A 25,123-nucleotide genomic window follows, 5' to 3' on the forward strand; every position below is an offset into this window, starting at 1 on the left:
GATCTCACCGAGTTCGACCCGGCGGCCGGCCAGCTTCACCTGCTCGTCGGCGCGCCCGACGAAGACCAGGCCCTCAGGTTCCGCCACCACCAGGTCACCGCTGCGATAGACGCGCGGGCCGCGCAGCCACGGGTGCGGACAGAACTTCTCGGCGTCCTTGGCGGGGTCGAGGTACCGGGCGGCGCCGACCCCGCCGATCAGCAGTTCTCCCGTCTCGTGCCAGGCGACGGGCTTGCCCTCACTGTTGACGACGGCGATCTCCCAGCCGTCCAGCGGTGTGCCGATCCGGACCGGCTGCCCCGGCGTCAGCAGCGCGGCGCACGCGACCACGGTGGTCTCCGTCGGCCCGTAGGTGTTCCACAGCTCGCGGCCCGGCGCTGCCAGCCGGTCGACGAGTCCGGCCGGGCACGCCTCACCGCCGAGGATCAGCAGCCGCACCCGGGCCAGCGACTCCACGGGCCACAGCGCCACCAGCGTCGGCACCGTGGAGGCGACGGTGACGCCCCGTTCGACCAGCCAGGGCCCCAGGTCGACGCCGGCCCGCACCAGCGACCGGGGGGCCGGTACGAGGCACGCCCCGTGCCGCCAGGCCAGCCACATCTCCTCGCACGAGGCGTCGAACGCGACGGACAGCCCCGCCAGCACCCGGTCGCCCGGGCCCAGCGGCGCGTCCGTGAGGAAGATCCGCGCCTCGGCGTCGACGAACGCGGCGGCCGAACGGTGGCTGACCGCCACTCCCTTGGGACGGCCGGTGGTGCCGGAGGTGAAGATGATCCAGGCGTCGTCGTCGGGTCCCGGGCGGCCCGGCCGGCCACCGGGCCGCTGCGCGGGGCGCGGCACGATCTCGCATCCTGCGCCGATCACCGCGCACACCGCGGCGTCGGCCCAGATCAGCTCCGCGCGCTCGTCCGGATCGTCGGCGTCCACCGGTACGTAGGCCGCCCCGGTGTGCAGCACTGCCAGGATCGCCAGATATAGCTCCGCCGTGCCCGACGGGACGCGCACCCCGACCCGGTCGCCCCTGCCGATGCCCGCGGCCGCCAGTCGGTCGGCCAGTTCCGTGACCCGGGCCGTCAGGGCGCGGTAGTCGAGCAGCCCGGAACCGCCATCGGCCCGCGAGCCCGTGCTGGTGTCCAGAGCGGGCGCGTCGGGATGCGCCCGGGCCGACGCCTCCAGCACATCGAGCAGAGTTCTGGCCGGTGCCGCCCCGGCCACCGGCCACACCGCCCCGGCCGCGAGTCCTGGGGCGCCGCCACCGAAGCCGCCGGTGCCGGTTCTGGCTGGGACTTCGCCACGTTGTTCCGGTGCTTTCACTTACCTTGCTCTCGCAGTGTGGCTCAGATATCGGTGCGCGGCGCCCGGTCCCGCCGCCGCGGGAGTCGGGGCCCGCACGGCCCCGCGAGACCGTGAGACGACACTGGTGGTGGATGCACGTTCCCGCGGTGTCCCACGCAGGGGAACGCCTTGTATGCACCCAAATGATGTCATTCACTGATGTGATGGGGCGGTCGGCCGGCTGCTGCGGCCGACGTGCCGCGGCCGGGGGCCGGGGCCAGGGGAGTTCGGCCGCCGGCCCGGGCCGGCCCAGGAGCCCGTCACGTCCGCGGACGTGACCTCCGGTACAGCACGGTGCCGCCGATCAGCAGGGCAGCGCCCGCCGGTACGGTGAAGCCCAGGGAGTCCGTGCCCGTGTGCGCGAGCGACTCGCCGGCCTCGGCCTGGACGAGCGGGGCCTGATGACCCGCCGGTACCGGCACGGTCAGCCGCGGAGGCGCGGGGAGGGTGCGGACGGGAGGCGTGTCCGGCCGGTTTGAAGAGACGTTTCCGCTCGACGGGTTCCCGATACCCACGACGCTGACCGCGTTCCCCGTGATGTTCACCGGCAGATCGATCGGCAACTGCAGGCCGTTGCCCGACAGGAGCCCCGGCGAGCCCTTCGTCGCGCCGTGCGCGGCCGAGTCGCCGGTGGTCGTGGACCGGGCGCCTCCGGTGCCCTGGCCGGCGGCCGGACCCGCGGCAGGACCGCCACCGTGCGAGACGTCGGCACATCCGTTGCCGGACGACGGGTTGAGCAGGCCGACCACACTGACCGTGTTCCCGCACAGGTTGACCGGAACGTGCACCGGGATCTGCACCGAGTTGCCCGACAGCACCCCGGGAGATCCCACCGAGTCACCACCGGCGCCCGCGTCGGCGTGCGCGTATCCGGCACTGGCCAGTGCTCCGCCGGCGACCATGGCGGTGAGCAGTCCCTTTCTGGCGACCTGTTTCATAGGTTTCCTGCCTTCCGGAATTCCACGCGGACCGAACGTCCGCACCCGTCACAACGCACCGGAGGCATTCGGGTTATGGCTCATATGTATTTCACTCCCTTCGAGTGGTCGTGTACGGCCCGGCCCAAGTGGCCTGGGGTTCCGGCCTCGCGCGCGGCGGAGCACCCGGCCCGAAGCGGCGAACCGCACGTCCTTTAGCATGTCGGAGCATGACGTTCACCCACCGCCCGAGCGGCGTTCCCGAGAGGCCCGTCCTCGACGGGCTGGAAGAGAAGTGGTCTCAACGGTGGGACACGTCAGGCGTATACGTATTTGACCGCTCCAGGACGCGCGAGCAGGTGTTCTCCATCGACACCCCGCCGCCCACCGTCAGCGGTTCGCTGCACGTCGGCCATGTCTTCTCGTACACGCACACCGACGCGATCGCGCGGTACCAGCGCATGTGCGGCAAGGAGGTCTTCTACCCGATGGGGTGGGACGACAACGGCCTGCCGACCGAGCGGCGCGTGCAGAACTACTTCGGTGTCCGGTGCGACCCGGCGCTGCCCTATGACCCGGAGTTCACCCCGCCCGAGAACCCGGGGAAGCAGCAGCTCCCCGTCTCCCGGCGCAACTTCATCGAACTGTGCGAGCGGCTGACCGTCGAGGACGAGAAGGCGTTCGAGGACCTGTGGCGCCGGCTCGGCCTGTCGGTGGACTGGACGCGGACGTACCAGACGATCAACGACGAGGCCCGTGCCACCTCGCAGCTCGCTTTCCTCAACTGCCTCGCCCGCGGCGAGGCGTACATGGCCGAGGCACCGACGCTGTGGGACGTCACCTTCCGCACCGCCGTCGCCCAGGCCGAACTGGAGGACCGCGAGCGGCCGGCCGCTTACCACCGGCTGGTGTTCCACGGCGCCGACGGCCGCCGCGTCCTGATCGACACCACCCGCCCCGAACTGCTCCCCGCCTGCGTCGCGCTCGTCGCCCACCCCGACGACGCCCGCTACCAGGACCTGTTCGGCACGACGGTCCGCACCCCGCTCTTCGATGTCGCCGTGCCCGTGCTGGCGCACCAGCTGGCCGACCCGGAGAAGGGCTCGGGCATCGCCATGGTGTGCACCTTCGGCGACACCACCGACGTCACCTGGTGGCGCGAACTCCGGCTCGACACCCGCCCGGTGATCGGCTGGGACGGCCGCTTCACCGCGGATCCGCCCCCGGGCGTCGACTCCGAAGCGGCGCGCGCCGCCTACGGCCGGCTGGCCGGAGCCACCGCGCACACCGCCCGCGAGCGCGTCGTGGAGATGCTGCGGGCCGGCGGCGAGATGGAGGGCGACCCGCGGCCGGTCACCCACACGGTGAAGTTCTTCGAGAAGGGCGACAAGCCCCTGGAGATCGTCACCACCCGCCAGTGGTACCTGCGCAACGGCGGGCGCGACGTCCCGCTGCGTGAGGAACTGCTCCGGCGCGGCGCCGAACTGCGCTGGCACCCCGAACACATGCGGGTGCGCTACGAGAACTGGGTGAGCGGACTCAACGGTGACTGGCTCGTCAGCCGCCAGCGGTTCTTCGGCGTGCCGATCCCGGTCTGGTATCCGCTGGACCAGGAGGGCAACCCGGAGTACGACCGGCCGATCGCCCCGGACCCGGCGGCGCTGCCGGTCGACCCCAGCACCGAGGCGCCCGCGGGATACACCGAGCAACAGCGCGGCGCGCCCGGCGGGTTCACCGGCGACCCCGACATCATGGACACCTGGGCCACCTCGTCGCTCACCCCGCAGATCGCCGGCCGGTGGCTGAAGGACCCGGATCTGTTCGAGCGGGTCTTCCCCATGGACCTCCGCCCGCAGGCCCACGAGATCATCCGTACCTGGCTGTTCTCCACCGTCGTCCGCTCGCACGCCGAACACGGCGTACTGCCCTGGAAGCACGCCACGATCTCCGGGTGGATCCTCGATCCGGACCGCAAGAAGATGTCGAAGTCCAAGGGCAATGTGGTCACCCCCGCCGACCTCCTCGTCCAGCACGGTTCCGACGCCGTCCGCTACTGGGCCGCCAGCGGCCGTCCCGGCACCGACACGGCCTTCGACACCGGCCAGATGAAGATCGGCCGCCGGCTCGCGGTGAAGATCCTCAACGCCAGCAAGTTCGTCCGCGGCTTCGGCGAGGTGCCCGACGGGACCCCCGTCACCGGTCCCCTGGACCGCGCGATGCTCGCCGAACTCGCCGCGGCGGTCGAGGAGGTCACCGCCGCGTTCGAGGACTTCAACTACGCGCGCGCCCTGGAGCGAACGGAGCACTTCTTCTGGCGCTTCTGCGACGACTACGTCGAACTGGTCAAGGACCGTGCCTACGGCGCCGAGGGCAGTGCCAACGGATCATGGGACATCGACGGGACGCACTCGGCCCGCGCGGCCCTGACCACTGCCCTCGACACGCTGCTGCGGCTCTTCGCCCCCGTGCTGCCGTTCGTCACGGAGGAAGTGTGGTCCTGGCACGCCGAGGGCTCGGTCCACCGTGCGGCCTGGCCCGCGGCGGCGGAGATCCGCGCCCTGGCCGCCGACGGGGACGGAGAGCTGCTGGCGACGGCGGCCGAGGTCATCGCGGCGGTCCGCAAGGCCAAGTCGGAGGCGAAGGTGTCCATGCGCGCCGAGGTGAAGGAGGCCGTGGTCTCCGGTCCGCGTGAGGTGCTCGACCGCTACGCCCTCGTCGACGCCGATGTGCGTGCCGCCGGCCGGATCGGCGCCGTGGAACAGCAGGAGGACGCCGGACCCTTGGCGGTGCGCGTCAGTCTGTGACCGGCCGGACGGACCGAAGCGGCTGCCCCGGGCCCATGAACCGGGGCAGCCGCGGCTGCGGGGCGCGATCACACGCCGGGGGGGAGCGGTCAGTTGTGGTCGGCCCGGCGGCGGCGCAGCATCACGACGCCGCCGGCCGCGACGCCGAGGAGGGCGATGCCGCCCGTGATCCGGCCGGTGTTCATCCCGCCGACCGAACCGCCCAGACCGGTCCTGGCACCCTTGCTCGCCGTGCCGACCTCGAACTGGTAGGTGCTGGTGGCGCCACCGGGACACGCGACGTCGATCGAGTACGTGCCGGCCTTGATGGCGGACCTGATCGTCGCGGTGCCGGTGTAGATGCGCGCCGAGCCGGTGGAGAGCTCGACCTTGCCGGTGAAGGCCTCCGACGTGGCCGAGGCCGAGGAGGCGGTGCAGCCGCCGCTGACGGAGATGACGACGGTGGAGCCGGGCATGGCCGGGCTCGGGGTGACGCTCAGCGAGGGCTGGTCCGCGGCGTACGCGGCACTGGCACCGGCTCCGATCGCGACGGAGGCGAGGGCGGTGGCAGCCAGGACCGTGGCTATGCGACGCATGGTGCGAACTCCGTTCACCGACACGGGGAGCGCACGATGTGCACGCAGTCGACTCCATGCCTGAGATCCATCCAAAGGGGATATGTATCGGCCCGCGCATCCTCGCCGGGGCCCGAGCGTCCCTCGGACGGCGGCACCCGACGTCGTCCTGGGCAGCGATCCGGCAGGTCACAGCATCATGGGCGGGAGGGACGGCCGCTGCCCGGCGCACCGCCGAACGAGTGGGAGCGCCACGGCCGGGGCGCCACTCGGCGACCGGAGGGGCGACCGGGCGGGTTCGGACCGGGGTGGGACCGGGGCGGGATCGGTCGCCGCGACACAGGCCGCACCTGCACAAAATGTGCCGACCGGCAAGGCGTTCGGCGAAATTCACCCACAGGACTGAACCGCCAGCTGCCTGCACGTTTCTGCTTTTCCCACGGTCCCTTAGAGTTCAGGGATGTCGCCCGGGACTCCGGTGGTAGTCCGTATGGCTGAGTGCTTCCGTCGATCCGGAAGCTGTTGGACAGGGGACCGCGCATGGATGAGGACACCCAGCCCGCCACCGCGGGCCAGACCTCCCTCCGGTCGGACTCCGCGCTGTCGCGGCGCCGGCTCGTCCACACCTACGAGCGGGGCGAGTTCACCGTGGTGGAGTTACGCGGGGAGATCGACCTGTCCACGATCGAGGAGGTCGGCGCGGGCGTGTCCGCCGTGACGGAGTCGCCGGGCGCCCTGGTGGTCGTGGACCTGCGGCCCGCCCAGTTCTTCGACTGCGCCGCCTGACGCTGCTGGTCCGCACCCACCGCCGGCTTCTGGAGCACGACGGCTGGATGGGGCTGGTCTGCACCCATCCCTGGCATCTGCGGATCCTGCGGCTGGCCGGCCTCACGATGGACCTGCGCCCCGTCGCGACGGTGGAGGCCGCCTGCGCCCGCGCACCGCGCAAGCGCCCGGACTGACGCAGCGCCCGCAGTGACGCCGGCGGTACGGCGGCCCGGAGTCGGACGGGCTCAGCCGCAGGTGATGTTGGCGTGGTCGAAGGACGCCGTGAAGGGCCGCTTCTGCGGATCACCCTGGGGCGACTGGGCGCGGTTGACGACGGAGAGGCCGATCCGGAGTTCCGGTGTCCCCTTGCCTCCCGACGTGCCCGGAGTCGGCGCCTGCCCCAGCTGCTGCCAGTCCGCCGCACCGCTCGCCCGCCAGGACGCGGTCACCGTATCTCCGGCGCGCCGCAGCCGCAGTTGGAGGCTGGTGGCGTCCGTCCTGACGAGCGTCCTGCCCTTGGCCGCCGCGGTGGTGAAGGCGTAGTCCACGGTGACGTACTTCCCGTCGTCCCTGAAGTACTCGAAGGTGATGCCGCCGGTGTCGCCGTAGCCGCGCTCCAGGCGGATGTACCCGAAGTCGGCCGCGCTGAGGAAGAGGCCGGCTCCCTGGTAGGTGTAATGCGGGGACGCGTTCACTTCGGTCTCGGCGGTGAAGTTCCCGTTCACCTCCCGGTAGAACATGGGCGCCCTGGCACCGATCGAGGGGATGTCGGCGCGCAGATCGGCGCCGTCGGCGGCGGTGATGTCGAGCTTGCCGCCGGGGAGCGCGATGGTGTCTTCCATCTTGTTGATCGGATGCCAGCCGGCGGCGCTCACGTTCGAGGTGAAGGGGTCGTTGATGCCGCCGCAGGGCAGCGCGGTGGCCGGGCCGTCCGGGGCGGGTGAGGCCGTGCTCGGCGCGCCCGAAGCCTTGCTGTCCCCACCCGTGTCGTCCTTGTTCCCCAACTGGTTCAGCGCGATGGCCACACCGCCGCCGATCAGCAGCACCGCGACGGCCACCGCGAGGATCGCGCGGCGGCGCTTCGGCGGCCGCTGGACTCCGGGATGCTGCGGGGCCTGCGGGGCCGGGACGGTGGAGTACGCGCTGTGGCTGCCGGGTCCGTTGTACCCGGTCCCGCCGGAGGCCGGGACGAACGGCGGCGGGCCGAACCCCGCGGGCGGGCCGGCTCCCTCCGCACGACCCGATCCCTCCGCCGGACCGGGATAGCCGTAGCCGGACGGCGCCGGTGCGGTGAGCGGAGCGGTGGGGGCCGGAGGGGGGTCCAGCACGGTCCGTTCCTCGTCGAGCATCCCCGACTGCCGCAGGATCGCCCGGGTCAGCGGCGCGGGCAGCCAGCGCCCGCCCGACGCGAACGCCGCGGTCGGCGCCTGATCGGGGGAGTCCAGCCCGTCCAGGATCTGCGCCGCGCTGGGCCGTTCCCACGGGTTCTTGGCCAGACAGCTCCGAGCCAGCGGGCGCAGTCCGCCCGGCAGGTCGTCCACCTCGACCTCGTCGTTGACCACCCGGTAGAGCAGCGCGGGGGTGGGGCCGGTGCCGAAGGGGGACCGGCCGGTCGCGGCGAAGACCAGCACCGCGCCCAGCGCGAAGATGTCGGTGGCGAAGGTGACCTCGCCACCGGTGACCTGCTCGGGCGCCATGAATCCCGGTGAGCCGATCGCCGATCCGGCCATCGTCAGCCCCACGGACTCCAGCGCCTTGGCGATGCCGAAGTCGATGACCTTGGGACCGTCCAGGGCGAGCAGCACATTCGACGGCTTGAGGTCCCGGTGGACCAGCCCCGCCCGGTGGATGGCGACCAGTGCCTCGGCGAGCCCGGCGACGAGCATGCGCACGGAGTCCTCGGGCAGCGGGCCGAACTCCGTCACGGCGCTGGTGAGGGACGGTCCGGGGACGTAGCCGGTGGCCAGCCACGGCGGGTCCGCGTTCGGATCGGCGTCGATGACCGGTGCCGTGAAGACCCCGCTGACCCGTTTCGCGGCCTCGACCTCACGGGCGAACCTGATGCGGAACTGCGGGTCCTGGGCCAGATCGGCCCGGACCACCTTCACCGCGACGGACCGGCCGCCCGGTGAGCGCGCCAGATAGACCTGCCCCATGCCGCCCGCGCCGAGCCGTGCGCTGATCCGGTACTGCGCCACCTGCCGCGGATCCCCGGGCCCCAGTTGTTCCACCGTGCCGCACCCCCTCCGGAACCCGTGCCGGCCGGGCGCCGCAAGCTCCCCCGCCGACGTCGCATCCGGCCCACGATCAGAGTAGAGCCGCGCGGCCCGCGGTGGGGTGTGTCGCGCAAGTCGGCGTGCCGCCGGATCCGGCGGGGCTGTCGAGCCCCGCCTGCCCGCCCGCGCTGTTGGCTATCGTGGCTGATCTGGGAGAGAGGACCCCTGTGGGCGAGAACAAGGAACGCATGCTGGCAGGCGACTGGTACCTCCCGGACGACCCCGACCTGGGTGCGGATTCCGAGCGGCGAGCCGAGCTGTGCGCGGCCTACAACTCGGTCGACCCGGGTGCGCGGCCCGCACCGGCCGAGCGTCGCAAGCTCCTGGAGCACCTGCTCGGCGCGGTGGGCGAAGGGGTGGTGATCCGTGCGCCGTTCCAGTGCGACTACGGGCGTCAGATCACTGTCGGCGCCCGGACGTTCGTGAACTTCGGTGCGGTCTTCCTCGACGCGGCGCCCATCACCATCGGAGCCGACGTGCAGATCGGTCCTAACGTCCAACTGCTGACGCCGGCCCATGAGCTGGACACCGAGCGGCGGCGGGCCGGCTGGGAGAAGGCGGTGCCGATCACGATCGGCGACAACGTCTGGCTCGGCGGCGGGGTGATCGTCTGCCCCGGAGTGACCATCGGCGAGAACACCGTGGTCGGCGCCGGTGCGGTGGTCACCAAGGACCTGCCGGCCGGCGTCCTGGCGGTCGGCAATCCGGCCCGGGTCATCCGCTCGCTGGACACCTGACCGCCCTGGTCGGAGGGGGTTGACTTAGAGCGCTCTCCAGGATGCAGACTCCTGCTCAAAGCCCGGCACCGATGGGCTCGACGAGGGGAACGCACATGCGGTACCGCACGATCGGCAAGGACCCGGCGACCCGCCGCGAGGTGAGCGTGCTGAGTCTCGGCGCCATGCTGTTCGGCACGATCACCGATGAGGCGACATCGTTCGCGATCCTCGACCGGTTCGTCGAAGCCGGCGGCACCTTCATCGACACGTCCAACAACTACGCCTACTGGGTCAACGGCACCCAGGGCGGCGAGAGCGAGGAACTGCTCGGCCGTTGGCGCCGCAGCCGCGGTGCCGGTGACGAGCTGACCATCGCCACCAAGCTCGGGGGGCGGCCGCTCGCCCCCAGCGCCACCATGGCCCTCGACGTCGAAGGCCTGTCGGCCAAGACGATCCGGGAGTCCGCGGAGCGCAGCCGGGAGCGGCTCGGTATGGAGAAGCTGGACCTGCTGTACGCGCACACCCAGATCACGAGCGTACCGACGCAGGAGATCGTCGAGAGCTTCGCCGAACTGGTCGCCGAGGGCGCCGTCGGTCTGCTCGGGGCGAGCAACCACTACGCGTGGCGGGTGGAGCAGGCCCGCACCTGGCCGCGGCGGCCGGCCTGCCGGGGTACGAGGTCCTGCAGTTCCACCACAGCTATCTGCGGCAGCGCACCGACTTCCCGAGCCGGCGCTCCCCGGACGGCCAGGAGGGCGTGCTCAGCGGCGACCATCTCAGCTATCTGCGCTCCGACCCCGAACTCGCGCTCGTCGCCTACTCGCCACTGCTGGGCGGTGCCTACGTCCGTGAGGACAAGCCGCTGGGCCCCGAGTTCGACCACTCGGGCACGCCGGTCCGGCTCGCCGCACTGCGGCAGGTGGCCAAGGAGACCGGGGCGACCGCCAACCAGGTGGTGCTGTCCTGGCTGATCGGATCCGAGATCCCGGCGATCCCGCTGGTCGGCGCCTCCTCGGTGGCGCAGCTGGACGAGAGTCTGGCCGCGGTCGACCTGGAGCTGACGGCGGAACAGCGCGAGCGGCTGGACGCGGCGCGGTAACCCGTCGCCTGCGGCGGGCACCCTCGTACCGCCGGTGTGATCTCCGACCCCGCCCCGATGCAGGACCGACGGCCACGGCGTTGCGGCTCAGCGGAACTCGTGGACCACGTCGATCGTGCCGGCGATGTGGGCGTTGAACTTGTCGAGCTCCTCGGCCGGGACCCACAGTTCGAGGATCGTCCGGCCGCCGGCCTGCTGGACGGGGTACCGGGCCACGAAGTCGGAGTCGACCTCGAAGCGGGTGACGAAGCCCGCGCCGTCGTGCTTGACGTTCCAGTCCCGGGCGATCCTGACCGCGTAGTCCTCGTTGAGCACCGGGTAGAAGATCGGCTGCTCCGGCAGGCGCGGCGGCCAGGCACGCCACTCCAGCTCCCGGACCAGCTCCAGCTCCTTCGGACCGGTCGGGCGCCAGAGGGTTGTCGTCGGTCGGCCGGTCATGGTGAGTGCCTTCTGCGGAGGGGCGGAAGTCGGTGATTCCGCTGGTCAGGAGAGTGCAGGATAGCGGCGCCGCGCGTCGGGCGGCCAGGGAGTTCTCCGGGGCCGGGGCCGGGGCCCGTGCGCCGGGAGTGCCGATTACCGCTGGGGCCGCCGCGTTCGGCAGGATGCGGGTATGACCGAAATCCGTACCCCCCGCCTCATCCTCCGTCGCTGGCATGACGACGACCTCGCGCCCATGGCGGAGATCAACGCCGACCCGCAGGTGATGCGCTACATCGCGGACGGCTCGGTCCGTGATCTGGAGAGCACCGCAGAGGCCATCGAGCGCTGGGAGGAGGAGTGGGACGAGGAAGGCTTCGGGCTCTTCGCCGTCGAGCTGCTCGCCTCCGGTGAACTGGCCGGATTCACCGGGCTGTCCGTGCCCAGCTTCCTGCCGGAGGTGCTGCCCGCCGTGGAGATCGGCTGGCGGCTCGGCCGGCAGTTCTGGGGCCAGGGCTACGCGTCGGAGGCCGCCCACGCCACGCTGGAGTTCGCGCTCCAGGATCGCGGCCTGGACCGCGTCATCAGCATCGCCGCGGTGGGCAACGACGCCTCCGAGAACGTCATGCGGAAGCTCGGCATGGTCGTGGAGCGTGAGACCGTGCACCCGGAGTACGGGACGCCGCTTCGCGTGCACAGCATCGACCTCACCGAGTACCACGCCTGACGCGAACGGGCCCCGGATCAGACGCCAGGGATCGAGGCCGTGGCGAGCTTCCGGAGCTCCTCGTAGTCCCAGGTGAGAGAGCCGTCGCGCAGGGAGTCGAGGACGCCGGTGACCCATGCCAGTTCGGCGCCGGTGATCGTGCGGACGTATTCGGTCTCCAGCATGGTCACGCGGGGAAGTTGGAAGCCCTCGGCCTCGGTGGCCAGTGCCGCGTCCAGTTCGGCGATCTCCCGGAGCAGCAGGTCCCGGCGCTCGGTGAGCAGCTTCTGAGCGGTCTCCGGGGTGAGCATCAGGAAGAAGGAGAGCGCGGCGGGGAACTCCGGGAACTCGTTGCGTGGCGTGGAGAGGATCTCCGCGAGCCACTGGCGTGCGGCGTCCCGGCCGCTGTCGGTGACCTGGTAGGTCGTGCGCTCGGGATACCGGTGATCGCGGTCGGTGTCCTGGACTTGGATCAGCCCTGCCTCCTGGAGCCGGCTGATCATCTTGTAGAGGGTCGCGCGCTGGCCGACGTTGACGACCTGGTCCTTGCCCCACTGCTTGATGAGGCGCTGGATGCCGTACGGATGCATCGGGCCGTTCTCCAGAAGGCTGAGGATCGCCAGGGCCAACGGGGAGCGCCGGAACTTAGTGGTCACAGAGATAAATGTACACCGCCCTCCTACTAGTTGCCGGAACACTAGAGGGTGTGCCACTATGAAGCCATGGCGAACACAGAGAACCTCCGCGAAGACTTCACTCCCGACAACGGCCCGGTCTGCATCGACGCGGACCACACGATGACCAAGCACCTCGGCAACTGGACCAAGGCCAACCGCTTCCAGATCCGCACCCGGCGCGGCGCGGTCGTCCTGGACCTGCGCTCTCCCGAGATCGCCGACGGCGACATCCACGTCCACGTCGACATCGACCACGGCATGCTCAAGCTGCTCGTGCCCTCCGACGCGACCATCGACCACTTCGGGAGCCTGTCCTGGGTCGGCCGCGGCCGCGTCAAGGACCTCGAGAGCGCCTCGGCGACCCCCAGCGGCCGCCGGATCCACATCAGTGGCAAGGTGCACGGCGGTGAGATCCGCGTTCACCGCAACGGCATGGCGCACCTGTCCGCGATCTTCTCCCGCGCCTTCCTCGAAGACGCCAAGCGCGCCCGCCGCGAAGGCGTCCTGCCCACCGTCGACGACCCGACCCGCTCCGTCTCCGGCACCACCGATCGGTGACCCGGTGCCGCCACGTCAGTAGTCAAGAATTCCGTTCCACGAACATGGTGAGGGCGGCGCGCAGCCACCCCGTAACCGCGCCGCCCTCATTGCTTTGCAGACCGCTTCCGGGCAGTCGGGCAGCCGGGGAGCCGGTCTACTCGGGCCAGGGCGAGTTCTGGATGGTCTCCACGAAGTCGCCGCGCTCGAACCCCGGGACGAAGTGCTGGAGGACATCGGCCTTCACGTTCCCGAACGTCGTCTCCGGCTTCGGGGCGATGCCCGCGGTGAACGCCTCCAGGATCCGCCGCTTGAAGTCCGGGCGGGGGTGCAGCGCGGTGATCTCGGCGCGGTCGCTGTCACGGATGTCCCGGTATCCGATGCCCAGGACGTCGTACTCGACGCCGGCGGTGAGCAGCGCGACCTCAGGCTCCATGAAGCCGGGGATGCCGGGGGTGGTGTGCAGGGCGATGGCCGTCCAGACCCGCCGGATGCCGTCCTCGGGGAGACCGTGGCCGAGCAGGAAGCGGCGTGCCTCGTCGGCGCTGTCCACCTCGAAGCGGCGCCCGCTGCCACGGAAGGTTTCGCCGAGGCCCAAGTCGTGGAACATCGCTGCGACGTAGAGCAGTTCCGCGTCGAACCGCAGACCGCGGTTGGCTCCCTGCAGGCTGCCGAACCAGTAGACGCGGCGGGAGTGGTGGTAGATCAGCTCGCCGACCGTGTCGCGCACCAGCTCGGTGGCCTCGGCTGCGAGTTTGGTGTCCGGAACGGACACTCCGGCGGCGCTGGACTCCTGGACCGTCATGGAACGGCTCCTCTCCTCTGCTCGGGGAACGGGCCCGACCGGCCCTGGTGACTGTTCCAGCCTGCTCGCGGTGCCGGACGCCGCGCCATGTCGCTGAAGACAGGAACCCCACAGATGCGGACATGCGGCTACCGTGGACGGGTGCAGCGCCAAGTGATCGTCTTTGCCTTCGACGGGGTGCGGCTGATGGACGTCGCCGCTCCGCTGGAGGTCTTCGCCACCGCCGCGCGGGACACGGGCGCCTACGCCGTGCGGGTGTGCACCCCCGGGGGACGGGACGTCATCACCTCCACCGGCCTGCGGATCGCGGCCGACCTCTCCGCGGAGCAGGCCGAACGCACTCGGTGGACGGACGGGGACGCCCCGGCGGAAGCGGTTGGCCCCGGGGAGCGGGCGGGCCAGGAGGTCACGCTCATCGTCCCCGGCCCCGCCGAACTCGACACCCTCCGGAGGGAACCCGCCCTGGTCGAGCAGGTGGCTCGGCTGGCGGCGCGGGCGCAGCGCGTGGCGGCGGTCTGCACCGGGGCGTTCGCGCTCGCGGCGGCCGGCCTGCTGCACGGCCGCAGGGCGACGACGCACTGGGAGCACGCGGCGGAACTCGCCCGCCGGTACCCGGACATCCGGGTCACGCCCGATGCCATCCACGTCCAGGACGGGACCGTCCTCACCTCGGCCGGGGTGACGGCCGGCATCGACGTCTGCCTGGCGATGGTCGAACAGGACCACGGCCCGGAAGAGGCCCGCCGGGTCGCGCGTGACCTGGTGGTTTTCCTGCAACGGCCGGGAGGGCAGTCCCAGTTCTCCGCCGCCTCCCGCATCACCGCGACGCTCCACCCCGTCGTGCGTCCGCTGTTGGACGCCATCGCGGCCGACCCGGCGTCCGACCACAGCCCGCAGGCCCTGGCCGGGCAGGCCGGTGTGAGCCCGCGTCATCTGTCCCGGCTGTTCCGCGATCACACCGGCAGCACCCCGGCCGCGTACGTGGAGACCATGCGGCTGGAAGCCGCCCGGATGCTGCTGGAACGCGGCGAGAGCGTGACTTCCGCGGCCCGCCACAGTGGACTGGGCAGCGACGAGACCCTCCGCAGGACCTTCGCCCGCCACCTGGGAACCACGCCCTCCGCCTACGCCGCGCGCTTCCGCAGCACGCGCACCGAGGTTCCGCCGGCTCCGGCAACCTGACGTAACGCCTCGTGAACGCCTGTGGGGCCGGTCCCGTCCGGGGCCGGCCCCACGGGCAGTGTCAGACCTCCGCGGTAGCGTCGAAAACCGGTCCGTGAACCGGCGGACGGCGTATGGCTGAGGAGGACCACGATGGGAAACAGGATCACGGTCGACCGGCAGGGCCTGGGCCGGTCACTGACCCAATGGGGAGACGTCTACGGCACGTCCTACCAGCGCGACTTCGCCTCCCTCAGCCGATCCCACCGCGGCCGGCCCGTCGCCGAGATACTTCCCCTGCTGCGCCGGGCGGCCGAGAACGCGAGGCTCGGCTTCTCCCCGGCCGACCTGCTGGAACAGGCCGAAGCCATCAGCACCGGCGCTCCGTACGAGGTGCGGATCGGGTGAGGTGAGCGGTGGCGGGCCGGGGAGGCGGGCGAGTTACGGCCGGGGCTCGCCGAACCAGCGCCATGTGGTCACGCGGGGGTGGCCGGGCAGTTCGGCTCGCCCGGTCGCCCACAGCAGGGTGGGCCAGGGGTGGGTGGTCCGCGGCGCCTCCGGGAAGAGCCGGTCGAGCACGCGCGAGCAGATGTCGGTGGGCGGGGTCCAGGCGAGGCCGAGTCCCTCTGCCAGATCGTGGGTGTGCACCAGGGTCTCCACGATCCCCATCGCGGCGAACCCTTCCGGATCCGACACGCCGAAGCCGTGGAAGGCGCGAGTCCGCGATGGCGTCGTGCGCACCATGGCGACCAGCAGGGCACCGCACGCCTCCAGCACCTGCAGCAGTCCGTCAGGTCCCGCCGTACGGTCCGCGTGGACGGCGTTCGCCGGGCCACCGGGTCGCCGGCTCTCCCAGACGAACGGCACCTCACCCTCCAAAGGCGGTGTCCTGGGGCCCAGTTGAGCCGCGTAGGCGAACAGATCGTCGCTCAGGTGCTCGACGGTCTCCCAGCAATCCCACTCCAGCGAACCGGCCTTACCGTCCCAAGCCGTCGTGGGCGCGTTCCGCAGGGCGGCGACGGCGAGCTGGACCGACCGGTCGAGATCGTCCGCAGTCACGGCGGAAGGCGCGGATGACGGTGCGGCGGACGGCGACGCGGCGGCGGAGGGCGACGGTGAGGCTTCCGATGATGCAGACATGGCAGGACCGTACCCGGCCGGAAGCGTTGCGCGCCGCGCTGCGGTCCCGATCTGCGCGCCGCGCTGCCGTGCCGCTGACCGCTTCCGGATACGACTAGCGCTTGTCGATGTGCACGTCGGTCGACTTCACCCGGGCGGTGACGGTCACCCCGACCGCCAGCCCCAGCTCCTCCACGGCCTCCCGCGTCACCACCGACACGATCCGGTGCGGCCCGGCCTGGATCTCCACCTGAGCGGCCACATCGTCGAGCGTCACGCCCGTCACGATCCCGCTGAACGCGTTCCGCAGGGACGTCGCGACCGCGTCGGGCCCCGTCGGTACCCCGGCGGCCCGCTCCCCGGCGAACGCGGCCAGACTCACCCCGTCGATCACCCGGTTCCCCGGGCCGTGCCGGTCCATCCGGATCTGGCCACCGTCGGCCCATCGCCGGACCGTCTCGGGACTCACACCCAGCACTCTCGCTGCCTGGCCAATGCTGTAGGACGACACGTCCGCACGATACCCGTGCGCCGCGCGCCGGCGGCTTCCGATCCGCCGGATCCCGGACGCGCCACGGCACGGCCAACTTCGGCGGCAGCACCGGCAGGTGTGTACGTTGGCCCAGTCCAAACGGCTCACTTCGCTCCGAGATCCGGACATCGGTGCCGTACGGCGGGGCAGCACACACCTCAGCAGCTCTCTACGCAGGAGAATCCGCATGACGACCGTCGAGGACCACGAGCAGACGCTGCCCGGGGCCGGTGCGCCAACGGTGCCGGGCGAGCTGTCGTACCCGGAACGGAAGCAGCGGATACGGCGCCGGCTGGAGCGGCTCATCGGTATCGCGGCGACCGAGAACAACGCCCTGGTGCCGCTGCGCAACGGTGACGAGATCTTCGCGGCGATGCTGGGCAGCATCCGGGCGGCGCGGTACACGGTCGACATGATGACCTTCGTCTACTGGCGCGGTGCGATCGCCCGGGAGTTCGCGGCCGCGCTCGCCGGCCGGGCCCGCGAGGGCGTGCGGGTCCGGCTGCTGCTGGACGGATTCGGCAGCCGGCTCATCGAGCAGGAACTGCTGGACGAGATGGAGCAGGCCGGGGTGCAGGTCGCCTGGTTCCGCAAGCCGCTGTGGCTCTCACCGCTCAAGCAGAACCACCGCTGCCACCGCAAGGTCCTGGTCGTCGACGAGTCGACCGGGTACACCGGCGGCGTGGGCATCGCCGAGGAGTGGTGCGGCGACGCCCGCGACGAGAAGGAGTGGCGCGACACCCATGTGCAGGTGCGCGGCCCGGCGGTGGACGGTATCGCGGCGGCGTTCGCCCAGAACTGGGCCGAGTGCCACGCCGACCTCTTCGACGACCGTGACCGCTTCATCGAACACGCTCCGCAGGGCGACGCGATCGTCCAGGTGGTGCGCGGCTCCGCCAGCTTCGGCTGGCAGGACATGCAGACCCTGATCCGGGTGGTCATCGAGTCGGCCCAGGAACGTCTGCGCCTGGCCACCGCGTATTTCGCACCCGACGCCTTCTTCATCCATCTGCTGTGCGAGGCGGCCCGGCGTGGGGTGGAGGTGGAGATCCTGCTGCCAGGACCTCACACCGACAAGCGGGTGTGCCAGCTGGCGGGGCAGAACTTCTACGAGGAGCTGGTCGCGGCCGGAGTGAAGATCTGGCAGTACCAGCCGACGATGATGCACGCCAAGGTGATCACCATCGACCATGTCGCCTCGCTCATCGGGTCGACGAACTTCAACCGGCGCTCGCTGGACCATGACGAAGAGGTCATGCTGGCCGTTCTCGACGAGACCTTCACCGCCACCCTCGACGGGCACTTCGAGGAGGACCGGGCGGTCAGCGAACTGATCGAATCCGGCTCGTGGAACCGGCGTTCCTCCATGCAGCGGCTTCAGGAAGTCGCGGTCATCCCGATCCGGCGTTTCCTGTGATGCCGGTGGCGCCGGGAGGCAGCAGGAGTCCGGCGGCCTCCTCGACGCCGTCGGTCAGCGTGAGGACCTGGTCGGCGCCGGTGAGTTCGAGGGTGCGCAGCAGCTGATCGCTCGGCGCGGCCAGGACCAGGGAGCCGCCGCGGTCGTCCAGGGTCTGCCGCAGGCTGAGCAGCAGCCCCAGTCCGCGTGAATCGCAGAAGCTGAGTTGGCCGCAGTCCAGGATCAGCCGCACCTGGCCGGTGTCCAGCACCGATGCGGTGGCATCGGCCAGCACCTGCTCGCTGTCCAGGTCCAGTTCACCGACGACCGCCAGAACGGCCACGCCGTCATGACGGTGTATCCGTCGCGCCTGCAAGCGCGTCATGGAGCACTCCCACTCGAAGATCGACTGCCCCGTGCCGTCATTCTGCCAGGCGGTCCGCCTCCGGTCAGGCGCTTCGCACACTTGTGCCCTCGTGCACCGATGGAACCCGGCCGGACCAGCAGAACAGGACCGGGGCCGGGGACTGGGATGGAGTGGTGAGTGGTCCCCCGGCCTTCCGGAGACCTTTCGGGAGCCTTTCCCGGAGCACGTCCCAGAACAGTGTCCAGAGCACATCCGAGGAGAAGCGATGATCACCATTGTGTGTCACTGCGGCGACAACATCGGCCTCCCGAGCGGGACCGAAACCGATCAGGACGATGGGCGTATCTACCACGGTGACGACGACGGCAGGCCCACGGCCTGCCCGCTCGACGACGAAGGGGAGATCCGCGCCTAGCGAGACGTGGGCCGGCCCTGGGCCGTGCACGTCGTGGCGTGGTCGTTCACGACGCCGACCGCCTGGAGATAGGCATAGGTGATGGTGGTGCCGACGAAGGTGAAACCACGCCGCTTCAGGTCCTTGCTCAGCCGGTCGGAGAGATCGGTGCGCGCCGGCAGCGGATCCGTGGGCCGGGGACGGTTGACCACGGGCGTGCCGTCGACCCACTGCCACAGGTAGGTGTCGAAGGAGCCGAACTCCTCGCGTGTCGCGATGAAGGCGCGGGCGTTCTTCACCGTGGAGGCGACCTTGAGACGGTTGCGGACGATACCCGCATCGGTCATCAGGTCGTCCAGCTTGGCCTGCTCGTACCGGACGATCTTCCGGTAGTCGAAACCGTCGAGGGCCTTGCGGTAGTTCTCGCGCTTGTTCAGCACCGTGGACCAGGACAGACCCGCCTGGGCGCCTTCCAGGAGCAGCAGCTCGAACAGATAGGCGTCGTCATGGGACGGGACGCCCCATTCGGTGTCGTGATAGTCGGCCATGAGCTCGGAGCCCTCGGACCAGGCACAACGGGTGACGGTACCGGCGGTCGCTGCGCTCACGGGCTGTCCTCGGGGCTGCTGGGTCGGGCAGGGAATGTCGGGCAGGGCATACGGACTCGGCCGCCGCCCCGGAACTGCCGGCCCGGGGCGGCCGCCGGTCCGGATACACCGGATGCTACTGCGGGGCACTGACAGTCGCGGGTGCGCGACACCGCACTGCGGGGTGGTGGCGCGCACGGGCCGCCGGATCTTCTCCGGACGCCGCGGAACCGTGGTGTGATGGCGCCGTGAGCAGCGCAGCAGAAGAGACCAACCGCCGCATGCTGCGGGCCCGGGACGCGATGGACCGTGCCTACGCGCAGCCGCTGGACGTCGCGGCCCTGGCCCGGATCGCCCATGTGTCGCAGGCCCACTTCGCCCGCACCTTCCGGGCCACGTTCGGGGAGACGCCGCACCGCTATCTGCAGCGCCGCCGGGTCGAGCGCGCGATGTTCCTGCTGCGGGAGACCGACCACAGCGTGACGGACATCTGCTTCGAGGTCGGCTTCGGCAGCCCGGGGACCTTCAGCCGCACGTTCCGGGACATCGTCGGCCGGTCACCGAGGACGTACCGCAAGGAGGCGGCGGCCGCGAACGTACCGACGTGCTTCACGATGGCGTGGACGCGGCCGAGCGCCTGACCGCAGTCACTGCCCGTCGGCGCTGTCGGGCCCCTCCGGAGACCGAGCAGTTTTGGATAAGTTTTCGCCCGGCCCGCTCGGTAGCGTGATGCACATGTTCACCGCAATCACGCACTCACAGATCTACGTCCTCGACCAGGACGAAGCCCTCGACTTCTACGTCGGTAAGCTCGGCCTGGAGGTCGGCGCCGACATCGACATGGGCTTCATGCGCTGGCTGACCGTCAGCATCCCGGGTCACCCCGAGCGGCAGATCCTGCTGGAGAGGCCGGGCACTCCGGCGATGTCCGAGGAGACGGCACAGCAGGTCCGCGAGCTGGTGACCAAGGGCGCCATGGGCGGCCACCTCATCTTCAGCACGGACGACTGCCGCAAGACGTACGAGACGCTGCTGAGCCGGGGCGTCGAGTTCACCGAGGAACCCACCGACCGCCCGTACGGAATCGACTGCGGCCTGCGCGACCCCTTCGGCAACAGCATCCGCTTCACCCAGCCGAAGGCCTGAGGCCCCTCCGGGTCACGACCGCTCCAGCGGCTGCTGTCGGACAGCAGCCGCTGGAATGGCACGGACTAGAGGAACTGCCAGGTGGGCTTCGCCGCGTACGTGGCGCGGAAGTAGTCCGCGAGCTTGAGGCCGGACGCGGCCGCTTCGTCGATGACGACGGTGGCATGCGGGTGCAGCTGCAGCGCCGAGGCCGGCACCATCGCGGACAGCGGGCCCTCCACGGAGAGCGCCACGGCCTCGGCCTTGGCCTCGCCGGTCGCCAGCAGCACCAGGTGGCGCGCTTCCAGGATGGTGCCGATGCCCTGGGTGATGACGTGGTGCGGAACCTCGTCCAGCGAGTCGAAGAACCGGGCGTTGTCCACGCGGGTCTGCTGGGTGAGCGTCTTGATGCGGGTGCGGGAAGCGAGCGAGGAGCAGGGCTCGTTGAACCCGATGTGCCCGTCCGTGCCGATGCCGAGCAGCTGCAGGTCGACACCGCCCGCGGCGGCCAGCGCGCGGTCGTAGTCGGAGCTGGCGGCGGCGACGTCCTCGGCGGTGCCGTCGGGGCCGATGAAGGACGCCTCGGTCAGTCCGAGCGGCTCGACGACCTCGCGAAGCACCACCGAGCGGTAGGACTCGGGGTGCCCCTTGGGGAGGCCCACGTACTCGTCGAGCTGGCAGATGCGTGCCCGCGAGGCGTCGAGGGTGGCGGCGCGGACCCGGGCGGCCAGCGCTTGGTAGATCGGCAGCGGCGTCGATCCGGTGGCAACGCCGAGCAGGGCGTCGGGCTTGCGGGCGAGCAGGCCGGCGATCGCGGAGGCGATGAGTTCGCCGCCCGCTTCGGCGTCCGGAACGATCACTACTTCCATGCTGATTCCACCGTTCTGAGGCATACATATCGTGGTGTAGACCAATTTACCGGAGGAGGGCGGCGGACGGGGCGGCGGTCCAGCACTCGGAACCCGCGGTACGGCAAAGGTTCACGACCAGGTCACGCGCTATCCGCCGGCCGCCAGGATCCGTTCCAGCACGTCGGCATAGCGCGTCCGCCGGTCCGGTCGGGCGTGGTCGGCCGCGTACCGCAGAGCGGGGACCGCCGGTGCGCCCATGACGATCAGCCCCTCGGCCGCTGTCTTCCGGACAACGGGATGGGCGTGCTCCAGCAGTCCGGTGATGGCGGGGATCGCGGGCTCCCAGCGCGCGTGGCTCAGGGCCAGGACCGCCGTGCGGACGACATTCGGCTCGGGGTCGTCCAGCAGCACCGAGGTGTGCCGCAGATACGTCCGCCGGTCGAGCACCGTCCGTGAGGTCCGGTGGGCGTGCAGGCGCACCCTGGGCCGGGGATGGCGCAGCAACTCGCCGATCAGTTCCGTCAGTTCGGCATCGTCGGGGTGTGCCCCGGCCAGCCGGGTGAGCGCCCGGCGGATCTGGTCGGGGGTACCGGTACGGGCCAGGTTCATCATCTCGTCCCGGGACGGACCGGGCACGGCTCCTCCCGGCGTGTCCTGGGCGCGGGCGCGGAGCGCCGCCAGAGCGGCGGCGTCCTGCGGCCCGGCGTCCGGGCCGCGCAGGGGGCCCTCGACGAGAAGGAGCCCGTCAGCGAGAGCGTCGTGGCCCTCGGCGCGCAGCCGCCGGCAGATCCGTTCCAGCGCGGGGGTGCGCAGCGGCGCACGGCCGGTGAGCAGATCGAGGAATCCCCAGGCGCCGGCGTCCAGACGGCCGGCCAGGTGCTCGGCCAGCGCATCGGCGGGCACCCGGCGGAGCAGGTCACGGGCGGTCGGACGGAACGCGGGCGAGCCTTGCTCCCAGTACTCCAGCAGCAGCGGGACCAGCGGAAGCAGATCCCCCTGGTGGAGCTGCCCGGCCACGCGGGCCACCCGGTCGGGCAGGATCTCCGGGCCGCGCAGTTCGACCAGGCCGATGCCGGTCAGCAGACGCGCCACCTCACCGCCTACCCGCACCGTGACACGGCCACGGAGGAACGCCCGCAGTACGAGAAGCCGGGTCTCCGGCTCGGGCCACTCCAGGAGCGCCCCCGCGGCGGTGTCCCGACGGTCCCGGTCGGCGGAGTCCAGCAGGGTCAGCAGGCGCTCCCGAAGGGCGGTCGAACGGGGCTGGTCCAGGTCGTCGACCCGTACGGTGCGCGGTGCGGGGACTGCCTCGCGGGCGGTCTCGGCGAGGGTCCAGGCCGGTGCGTCGAGCGGCTGGAGATCCGTCATCCAGTCGAGGAGCGCATCGCGCGCGCAGGGGCGGGCGAAGGCGTACGCGTCGACCAGCGCGGCCAGCCGCTGCCGGGAGCCAGGGACGTCGTCGTTGCGGTGGCGCAGCTCCTCCAGTGCCAGGGTGCTCGGGGCGCGTACCGCGGAGTCCAGCGCGCCCTGCCATGCGGCGACCTCGGCGGATGCCTCGGCGGCCTCCCGGGTGCCGGCCCGGGCGGGGGAGTGAGGGTCCGGAAGGACGGTGAATGCCTCCCGCAGGACAGCGGACTCGGCCTGCCAGGCGTCGGCACCGAGCCGGGCCGCGGCGAGCGCCTGGTCGAGGTCGGTGCGCAGCAGTACCGCTCCGCACCGGCGCAGCAGCGTCAGCGTGCAGCGGTCGCCTGCCGGAGCGGGCGGCAGCGCGCGCACCGCGTCGGCGAGAACCGACCTCCCGACGGCGGACAGCTTCGGTGCGAGGGCTTCGAGAACGGCGAGGAGGGCGTCGCGATCGGCGGCCGCGAGGGCGCCGGGTCCGCCGGCGAGTTCGTCGAGCACGACTCCGGTGGAGCGGGACAGGACCGTCAGCTCGTCGTCCGTCCACGGCGCCGGGCACAGGCGCAGGGTGAACCGCAGGACAGGGCCTCGGACGCGGGGTTCCGCGGTGGCCAGCCGGAGCCAGTCAGCCAACAACGGGCGCAGCGCCGTCAACTGCCCGGCGGTCGGCGGATCCGGCCGCTCGGCGATACGGAGGGCGACCGAGGGGTCCCAGCCCCGGGTCGTCAACGACCGTACGTCGCGGTCCGGTTGGCCGTCCCCCGCCGGCCGGCTGCCGGGAGGTACGTCGATTCCGTGCCGGGTCATGGCCGTTGCCAGATCCTCGACGGTTCCGGCCGTGAGGTGGACCCGGCCGGCTGCCACCAGGGCGAGCAGAGCTGGTGCGACAGGGGAGGCCTGGTGCTCCAGCGCGCGGACCGCGCGTGCGGACAACTCGCCGTCGAGGCCCGCCAGCAGCAGTCCCCGGGTGCGGTCTTCCCCGTGGTGACCGGATCGGGGCCCGGAGTCGTGCCCGGAATCGTCCTCCGGAGGGTGCTCGGCGGCGGCGAGGACGGTCGCCGCGTACGCGGCGCCGAGGATGGCGCGCAACGCTGCGACCAGTGCGTCACGTAGCCCCGGATTGTCGTGGTGGCCGAGCCGGAACAGCAGTTTCGGCACCGTCGCCGGCGTGCCCACCAGGGCCAGGACCCCGGCGGCGGTCTTCTTGATGTTCATGTTCGGATGGTCGAGACACGCGGCGACCGCACCGGCGGCCCCGCGGGCCCGCGCATGGCCCAGGGCCAGCAGCGCCTGCCGTACCGTCTGGATGTCCTGGACGTCCCGGGTGGCGGTCAGCGCGATCAACGACGCCGACAGCGCCTGGGCGTCGTCGCCGGTGGTGTCACGGGCGAGCAGCGCGATCACGTGCTTGCGCACCTGCGGGTCGCGATTCCGCAGCAGGCGGTGCACCCGTCGGCGGGTGCGCGCGTAGGGCACCCGCAGCAGCAGTTCGAGCAGGATCGTCCGCTCACCGTCCGACACGCCCGGCCGGTCCAGCAGATCGAGCGCCATGCTCGCGACCAGCGCATGACCGGCCGCCCGCGCGGTCGTGGCGTCGAGCAGACAGGCAGGCCGGATCCTCCCGCGTTCGTGGAGACGAACCCCCAGAGCACACACGGCATTGAGGACTTCGTCGGGAACCGCAGGCTCGCCGGCCGGCGGCCGGTCGCGGACGGGCCGCGCCGCGCCGCTCGCCTCCTCGGCCGCGAGATCGGCCACGACGCGCAGCAGGAGGTCCGCGACGACCGGCAGGGTGCCGACGGCCGCGTGGGCGGCCAGTCTGCACAGGGAGGCGACCGGCTCGTCCGGGTCCAGATGGGAGCTCAGGAGCGCCAACTCCTGTTCGTCCGGGCCGCCGAGGTCGGCCGCGATACGGCGGGGGAGATCGGCGGCGTCGAGACGGCCGAGGAGAGCGCGCCGCTGCTCCGGATCGGTCGTCAGCAGCCAGAGCAGTTCCAGGGCGCGCTCGCGTACGGCGCGCAGGTGAGGTGCGATGACCCCCGGGTTCTCCGCTCCGGCGAGACCGAGCCCTTCCCGCAGCGCCGCCACCGTCCGGTGCCCGCCGATGGCTTCCAGGGCGTCGAGAGCAGCCGCGGGCACCGAGGTCAGGTGCGCGATCACCGTGTCCTCGGCGTCGGTGTGCCGCAGCCTGCGGATCGCGTCGAGCAGTGGTCCTGGCTCGGGAGCGGACGGAAGCAGACGCGTGATCGCCTCCCCGATCCGCGGCTCCTCGCTCCCGGACCCCTGCTCGGACAGAGCGACGAGCAGGTCCATCCTCCGTTGCCGGTCGGGGTCGGCGGCGGCTGTCTCCCGCTCCAGCAGGACATGGGCCATGGTCCGACGGCAGGTGAACAGGATCGTCGCGAGCTCACCGGCCGGAATCGAGTGATCGGCCAGCGCCAGGCCGACGATGGCCGGCACGTCCGTCTCCGTGGGGAAGTGCCCGCGCCGGTGGAGACCCCGCAGACACGTCACCGCCGGTGCGGCGAACAGCAGCGGGTCCTGCGCGGCGCTCGCGGTCAGGCGGGCGATGTCAG

25 protein-coding genes and 1 pseudogene are annotated in these 25,123 nt (G+C 71.5%); 13 read left to right on the forward strand and 13 right to left on the reverse strand.

The window, feature by feature from the left end:
* Both O3W51_RS42600 and O3W51_RS42605 read right to left on the reverse strand, forming a co-directional pair.
* The coding region (locus tag O3W51_RS42600; RefSeq protein ID WP_269289154.1) for an amino acid adenylation domain-containing protein at window positions 1–1,215 on the reverse strand (1,215 nt) is incomplete at its 3' end.
* A 380-nt stretch (window positions 1,216–1,595) separates the two neighbouring features.
* On the reverse strand, window positions 1,596–2,273 hold the full coding sequence (locus O3W51_RS42605; protein ID WP_138355614.1) for a chaplin: 678 nt from the start codon (window positions 2,271–2,273) through the stop codon (window positions 1,596–1,598).
* A 209-nt stretch (window positions 2,274–2,482) separates the two neighbouring features.
* Between O3W51_RS42605 and valS the strand changes: the two genes are divergently transcribed.
* On the forward strand, window positions 2,483–5,056 hold the full coding sequence (gene valS / locus O3W51_RS42610; RefSeq protein ID WP_138355615.1) for a valine--tRNA ligase: 2,574 nt from the start codon (window positions 2,483–2,485) through the stop codon (window positions 5,054–5,056).
* Between the two features lie 89 nt (window positions 5,057–5,145).
* Here the strand turns inward: valS and O3W51_RS42615 are convergent, their stop codons facing one another.
* Window positions 5,146–5,631, reverse strand: a complete 486-nt coding sequence (locus tag O3W51_RS42615) for a hypothetical protein (RefSeq protein ID WP_138355616.1) — start codon at window positions 5,629–5,631, stop codon at window positions 5,146–5,148.
* Between the two features lie 519 nt (window positions 5,632–6,150).
* On the opposite strand from O3W51_RS42615, the gene O3W51_RS42620 reads away from it, so the two are divergent.
* Window positions 6,151–6,396, forward strand: a complete 246-nt coding sequence (locus O3W51_RS42620) for a hypothetical protein (protein ID WP_232485101.1) — start codon at window positions 6,151–6,153, stop codon at window positions 6,394–6,396.
* Window positions 6,397–6,443: 47 nt separating this feature from the next.
* The gene (locus tag O3W51_RS42625) at window positions 6,444–6,572 is read left to right on the forward strand and encodes a hypothetical protein (RefSeq protein WP_269289141.1); all 129 of its coding nucleotides are present in this window, start codon (window positions 6,444–6,446) and stop codon (window positions 6,570–6,572) included.
* 51 nt (window positions 6,573–6,623) lie between these two features.
* On the opposite strand, the gene O3W51_RS42630 is transcribed toward O3W51_RS42625, so the two are convergent.
* Window positions 6,624–8,609, reverse strand: coding sequence for a protein kinase domain-containing protein (locus tag O3W51_RS42630; protein ID WP_138355617.1), 1,986 nt, complete (start codon window positions 8,607–8,609; stop codon window positions 6,624–6,626).
* A 212-nt stretch (window positions 8,610–8,821) separates the two neighbouring features.
* Between O3W51_RS42630 and O3W51_RS42635 the strand changes: the two genes are divergently transcribed.
* Together O3W51_RS42635 and O3W51_RS42640 are read left to right on the forward strand one after the other, a co-directional pair.
* Window positions 8,822–9,391, forward strand: coding sequence for a sugar O-acetyltransferase (locus O3W51_RS42635; protein ID WP_138355618.1), 570 nt, complete (start codon window positions 8,822–8,824; stop codon window positions 9,389–9,391).
* 95 nt (window positions 9,392–9,486) lie between these two features.
* Window positions 9,487–10,472, forward strand: a pseudogene (locus tag O3W51_RS42640) (aldo/keto reductase).
* An 87-nt stretch (window positions 10,473–10,559) separates the two neighbouring features.
* Here O3W51_RS42640 and O3W51_RS42645 read toward each other — a convergent pair.
* Window positions 10,560–10,910, reverse strand: a complete 351-nt coding sequence (locus O3W51_RS42645; RefSeq protein ID WP_138355620.1) for a hypothetical protein — start codon at window positions 10,908–10,910, stop codon at window positions 10,560–10,562.
* Window positions 10,911–11,082: 172 nt separating this feature from the next.
* On the opposite strand from O3W51_RS42645, the gene O3W51_RS42650 reads away from it, so the two are divergent.
* Window positions 11,083–11,616 (forward strand): GNAT family N-acetyltransferase, encoded by a 534-nt coding sequence (locus O3W51_RS42650; RefSeq protein WP_138355621.1) that lies wholly within the window; start codon window positions 11,083–11,085, stop codon window positions 11,614–11,616.
* A gap of 17 nt (window positions 11,617–11,633) precedes the next feature.
* Here O3W51_RS42650 and O3W51_RS42655 read toward each other — a convergent pair whose 3' ends face one another.
* Complete coding sequence (locus O3W51_RS42655; RefSeq protein ID WP_138355622.1) at window positions 11,634–12,251, reverse strand: PadR family transcriptional regulator; 618 nt, start codon at window positions 12,249–12,251, stop codon at window positions 11,634–11,636.
* Between the two features lie 66 nt (window positions 12,252–12,317).
* On the opposite strand from O3W51_RS42655, the gene O3W51_RS42660 reads away from it, so the two are divergent.
* Window positions 12,318–12,830: a hypothetical protein gene (locus tag O3W51_RS42660; protein ID WP_138355623.1), complete on the forward strand. Its 513-nt coding sequence runs from the start codon at window positions 12,318–12,320 to the stop codon at window positions 12,828–12,830.
* A 136-nt stretch (window positions 12,831–12,966) separates the two neighbouring features.
* On the opposite strand, the gene O3W51_RS42665 is transcribed toward O3W51_RS42660, so the two are convergent.
* Window positions 12,967–13,614 (reverse strand): HD domain-containing protein, encoded by a 648-nt coding sequence (locus tag O3W51_RS42665; RefSeq protein ID WP_138355624.1) that lies wholly within the window; start codon window positions 13,612–13,614, stop codon window positions 12,967–12,969.
* Between the two features lie 141 nt (window positions 13,615–13,755).
* On the opposite strand from O3W51_RS42665, the gene O3W51_RS42670 reads away from it, so the two are divergent.
* A complete protein-coding gene (locus tag O3W51_RS42670) occupies window positions 13,756–14,796 on the forward strand; it encodes a GlxA family transcriptional regulator (protein ID WP_244809631.1) in 1,041 nt (346 codons plus the stop codon).
* A 132-nt stretch (window positions 14,797–14,928) separates the two neighbouring features.
* On the forward strand, window positions 14,929–15,183 hold the full coding sequence (locus O3W51_RS42675; protein ID WP_138355625.1) for a hypothetical protein: 255 nt from the start codon (window positions 14,929–14,931) through the stop codon (window positions 15,181–15,183).
* 33 nt (window positions 15,184–15,216) lie between these two features.
* On the opposite strand, the gene O3W51_RS42680 is transcribed toward O3W51_RS42675, so the two are convergent.
* Window positions 15,217–15,915: a hypothetical protein gene (locus O3W51_RS42680; RefSeq protein ID WP_138355626.1), complete on the reverse strand. Its 699-nt coding sequence runs from the start codon at window positions 15,913–15,915 to the stop codon at window positions 15,217–15,219.
* 94 nt (window positions 15,916–16,009) lie between these two features.
* Window positions 16,010–16,405, reverse strand: coding sequence for a TOBE domain-containing protein (locus tag O3W51_RS42685; RefSeq protein ID WP_138355627.1), 396 nt, complete (start codon window positions 16,403–16,405; stop codon window positions 16,010–16,012).
* Between the two features lie 208 nt (window positions 16,406–16,613).
* On the opposite strand from O3W51_RS42685, the gene O3W51_RS42690 reads away from it, so the two are divergent.
* Entirely contained in the window at window positions 16,614–17,843 is a 1,230-nt protein-coding gene (locus O3W51_RS42690) for a phospholipase D-like domain-containing protein (protein ID WP_138355628.1), read from the forward strand.
* On the opposite strand, the gene O3W51_RS42695 is transcribed toward O3W51_RS42690, so the two are convergent.
* Complete coding sequence (locus O3W51_RS42695) at window positions 17,818–18,207, reverse strand: STAS domain-containing protein (RefSeq protein WP_164293936.1); 390 nt, start codon at window positions 18,205–18,207, stop codon at window positions 17,818–17,820. The two genes, O3W51_RS42690 and O3W51_RS42695, sit on opposite strands and share 26 nt — an antisense overlap.
* A gap of 247 nt (window positions 18,208–18,454) precedes the next feature.
* Here O3W51_RS42695 and O3W51_RS42700 point away from each other — a divergent pair, with 247 nt between their 5' ends.
* Window positions 18,455–18,604 carry a hypothetical protein gene (locus O3W51_RS42700; RefSeq protein ID WP_164293935.1) on the forward strand — a complete coding sequence of 50 codons (150 nt, stop codon included), beginning with the start codon at window positions 18,455–18,457 and terminating at the stop codon, window positions 18,602–18,604.
* Here the strand turns inward: O3W51_RS42700 and O3W51_RS42705 are convergent.
* Window positions 18,601–19,191: a DNA-3-methyladenine glycosylase I gene (locus O3W51_RS42705; protein WP_244809632.1), complete on the reverse strand. Its 591-nt coding sequence runs from the start codon at window positions 19,189–19,191 to the stop codon at window positions 18,601–18,603. The genes O3W51_RS42700 and O3W51_RS42705 overlap by 4 nt on opposite strands.
* A 227-nt stretch (window positions 19,192–19,418) precedes the next feature.
* Between O3W51_RS42705 and O3W51_RS42710 the strand changes: the two genes are divergently transcribed.
* Window positions 19,419–19,811 carry a helix-turn-helix domain-containing protein gene (locus O3W51_RS42710; RefSeq protein ID WP_187145145.1) on the forward strand — a complete coding sequence of 131 codons (393 nt, stop codon included), beginning with the start codon at window positions 19,419–19,421 and terminating at the stop codon, window positions 19,809–19,811.
* Window positions 19,812–19,905: 94 nt separating this feature from the next.
* Window positions 19,906–20,316, forward strand: coding sequence for a VOC family protein (locus O3W51_RS42715; protein WP_138355630.1), 411 nt, complete (start codon window positions 19,906–19,908; stop codon window positions 20,314–20,316).
* Window positions 20,317–20,381: 65 nt separating this feature from the next.
* On the opposite strand, the gene O3W51_RS42720 is transcribed toward O3W51_RS42715, so the two are convergent.
* Together O3W51_RS42720 and O3W51_RS42725 are read right to left on the reverse strand one after the other, a co-directional pair.
* Complete coding sequence (locus O3W51_RS42720) at window positions 20,382–21,164, reverse strand: glucosamine-6-phosphate deaminase (RefSeq protein WP_138355631.1); 783 nt, start codon at window positions 21,162–21,164, stop codon at window positions 20,382–20,384.
* Window positions 21,165–21,293: 129 nt separating this feature from the next.
* On the reverse strand, window positions 21,294–25,123 hold a 3,830-nt coding region (locus O3W51_RS42725), incomplete at its 5' end, for a HEAT repeat domain-containing protein (protein WP_269289152.1).

Source organism: Streptomyces sp. H39-C1 (assembly GCF_027158125.1).
Lineage (GTDB): Bacteria > Actinomycetota > Actinomycetes > Streptomycetales > Streptomycetaceae > Actinacidiphila > Actinacidiphila fildesensis.

Coding starts and splice junctions, on each gene's coding strand:
- O3W51_RS42605 (WP_138355614.1), bottom strand. CDS start 2,273: ATGAAACAGGTCGCCAGAAAGGGACTGCTCACCGCCATGGTCGCCGGC.
- valS (WP_138355615.1), top strand. CDS start 2,483: ATGACGTTCACCCACCGCCCGAGCGGCGTTCCCGAGAGGCCCGTCCTC.
- O3W51_RS42615 (WP_138355616.1), bottom strand. CDS start 5,631: ATGCGTCGCATAGCCACGGTCCTGGCTGCCACCGCCCTCGCCTCCGTC.
- O3W51_RS42620 (WP_232485101.1), top strand. CDS start 6,151: ATGGATGAGGACACCCAGCCCGCCACCGCGGGCCAGACCTCCCTCCGG.
- O3W51_RS42625 (WP_269289141.1), top strand. CDS start 6,444: ATGGGGCTGGTCTGCACCCATCCCTGGCATCTGCGGATCCTGCGGCTG.
- O3W51_RS42645 (WP_138355620.1), bottom strand. CDS start 10,910: ATGACCGGCCGACCGACGACAACCCTCTGGCGCCCGACCGGTCCGAAG.
- O3W51_RS42650 (WP_138355621.1), top strand. CDS start 11,083: ATGACCGAAATCCGTACCCCCCGCCTCATCCTCCGTCGCTGGCATGAC.
- O3W51_RS42660 (WP_138355623.1), top strand. CDS start 12,318: ATGGCGAACACAGAGAACCTCCGCGAAGACTTCACTCCCGACAACGGC.
- O3W51_RS42665 (WP_138355624.1), bottom strand. CDS start 13,614: ATGACGGTCCAGGAGTCCAGCGCCGCCGGAGTGTCCGTTCCGGACACC.
- O3W51_RS42675 (WP_138355625.1), top strand. CDS start 14,929: ATGGGAAACAGGATCACGGTCGACCGGCAGGGCCTGGGCCGGTCACTG.
- O3W51_RS42680 (WP_138355626.1), bottom strand. CDS start 15,915: ATGTCTGCATCATCGGAAGCCTCACCGTCGCCCTCCGCCGCCGCGTCG.
- O3W51_RS42690 (WP_138355628.1), top strand. CDS start 16,614: ATGACGACCGTCGAGGACCACGAGCAGACGCTGCCCGGGGCCGGTGCG.
- O3W51_RS42695 (WP_164293936.1), bottom strand. CDS start 18,207: ATGACGCGCTTGCAGGCGCGACGGATACACCGTCATGACGGCGTGGCC.
- O3W51_RS42700 (WP_164293935.1), top strand. CDS start 18,455: ATGATCACCATTGTGTGTCACTGCGGCGACAACATCGGCCTCCCGAGC.
- O3W51_RS42715 (WP_138355630.1), top strand. CDS start 19,906: ATGTTCACCGCAATCACGCACTCACAGATCTACGTCCTCGACCAGGAC.
- O3W51_RS42720 (WP_138355631.1), bottom strand. CDS start 21,164: ATGGAAGTAGTGATCGTTCCGGACGCCGAAGCGGGCGGCGAACTCATC.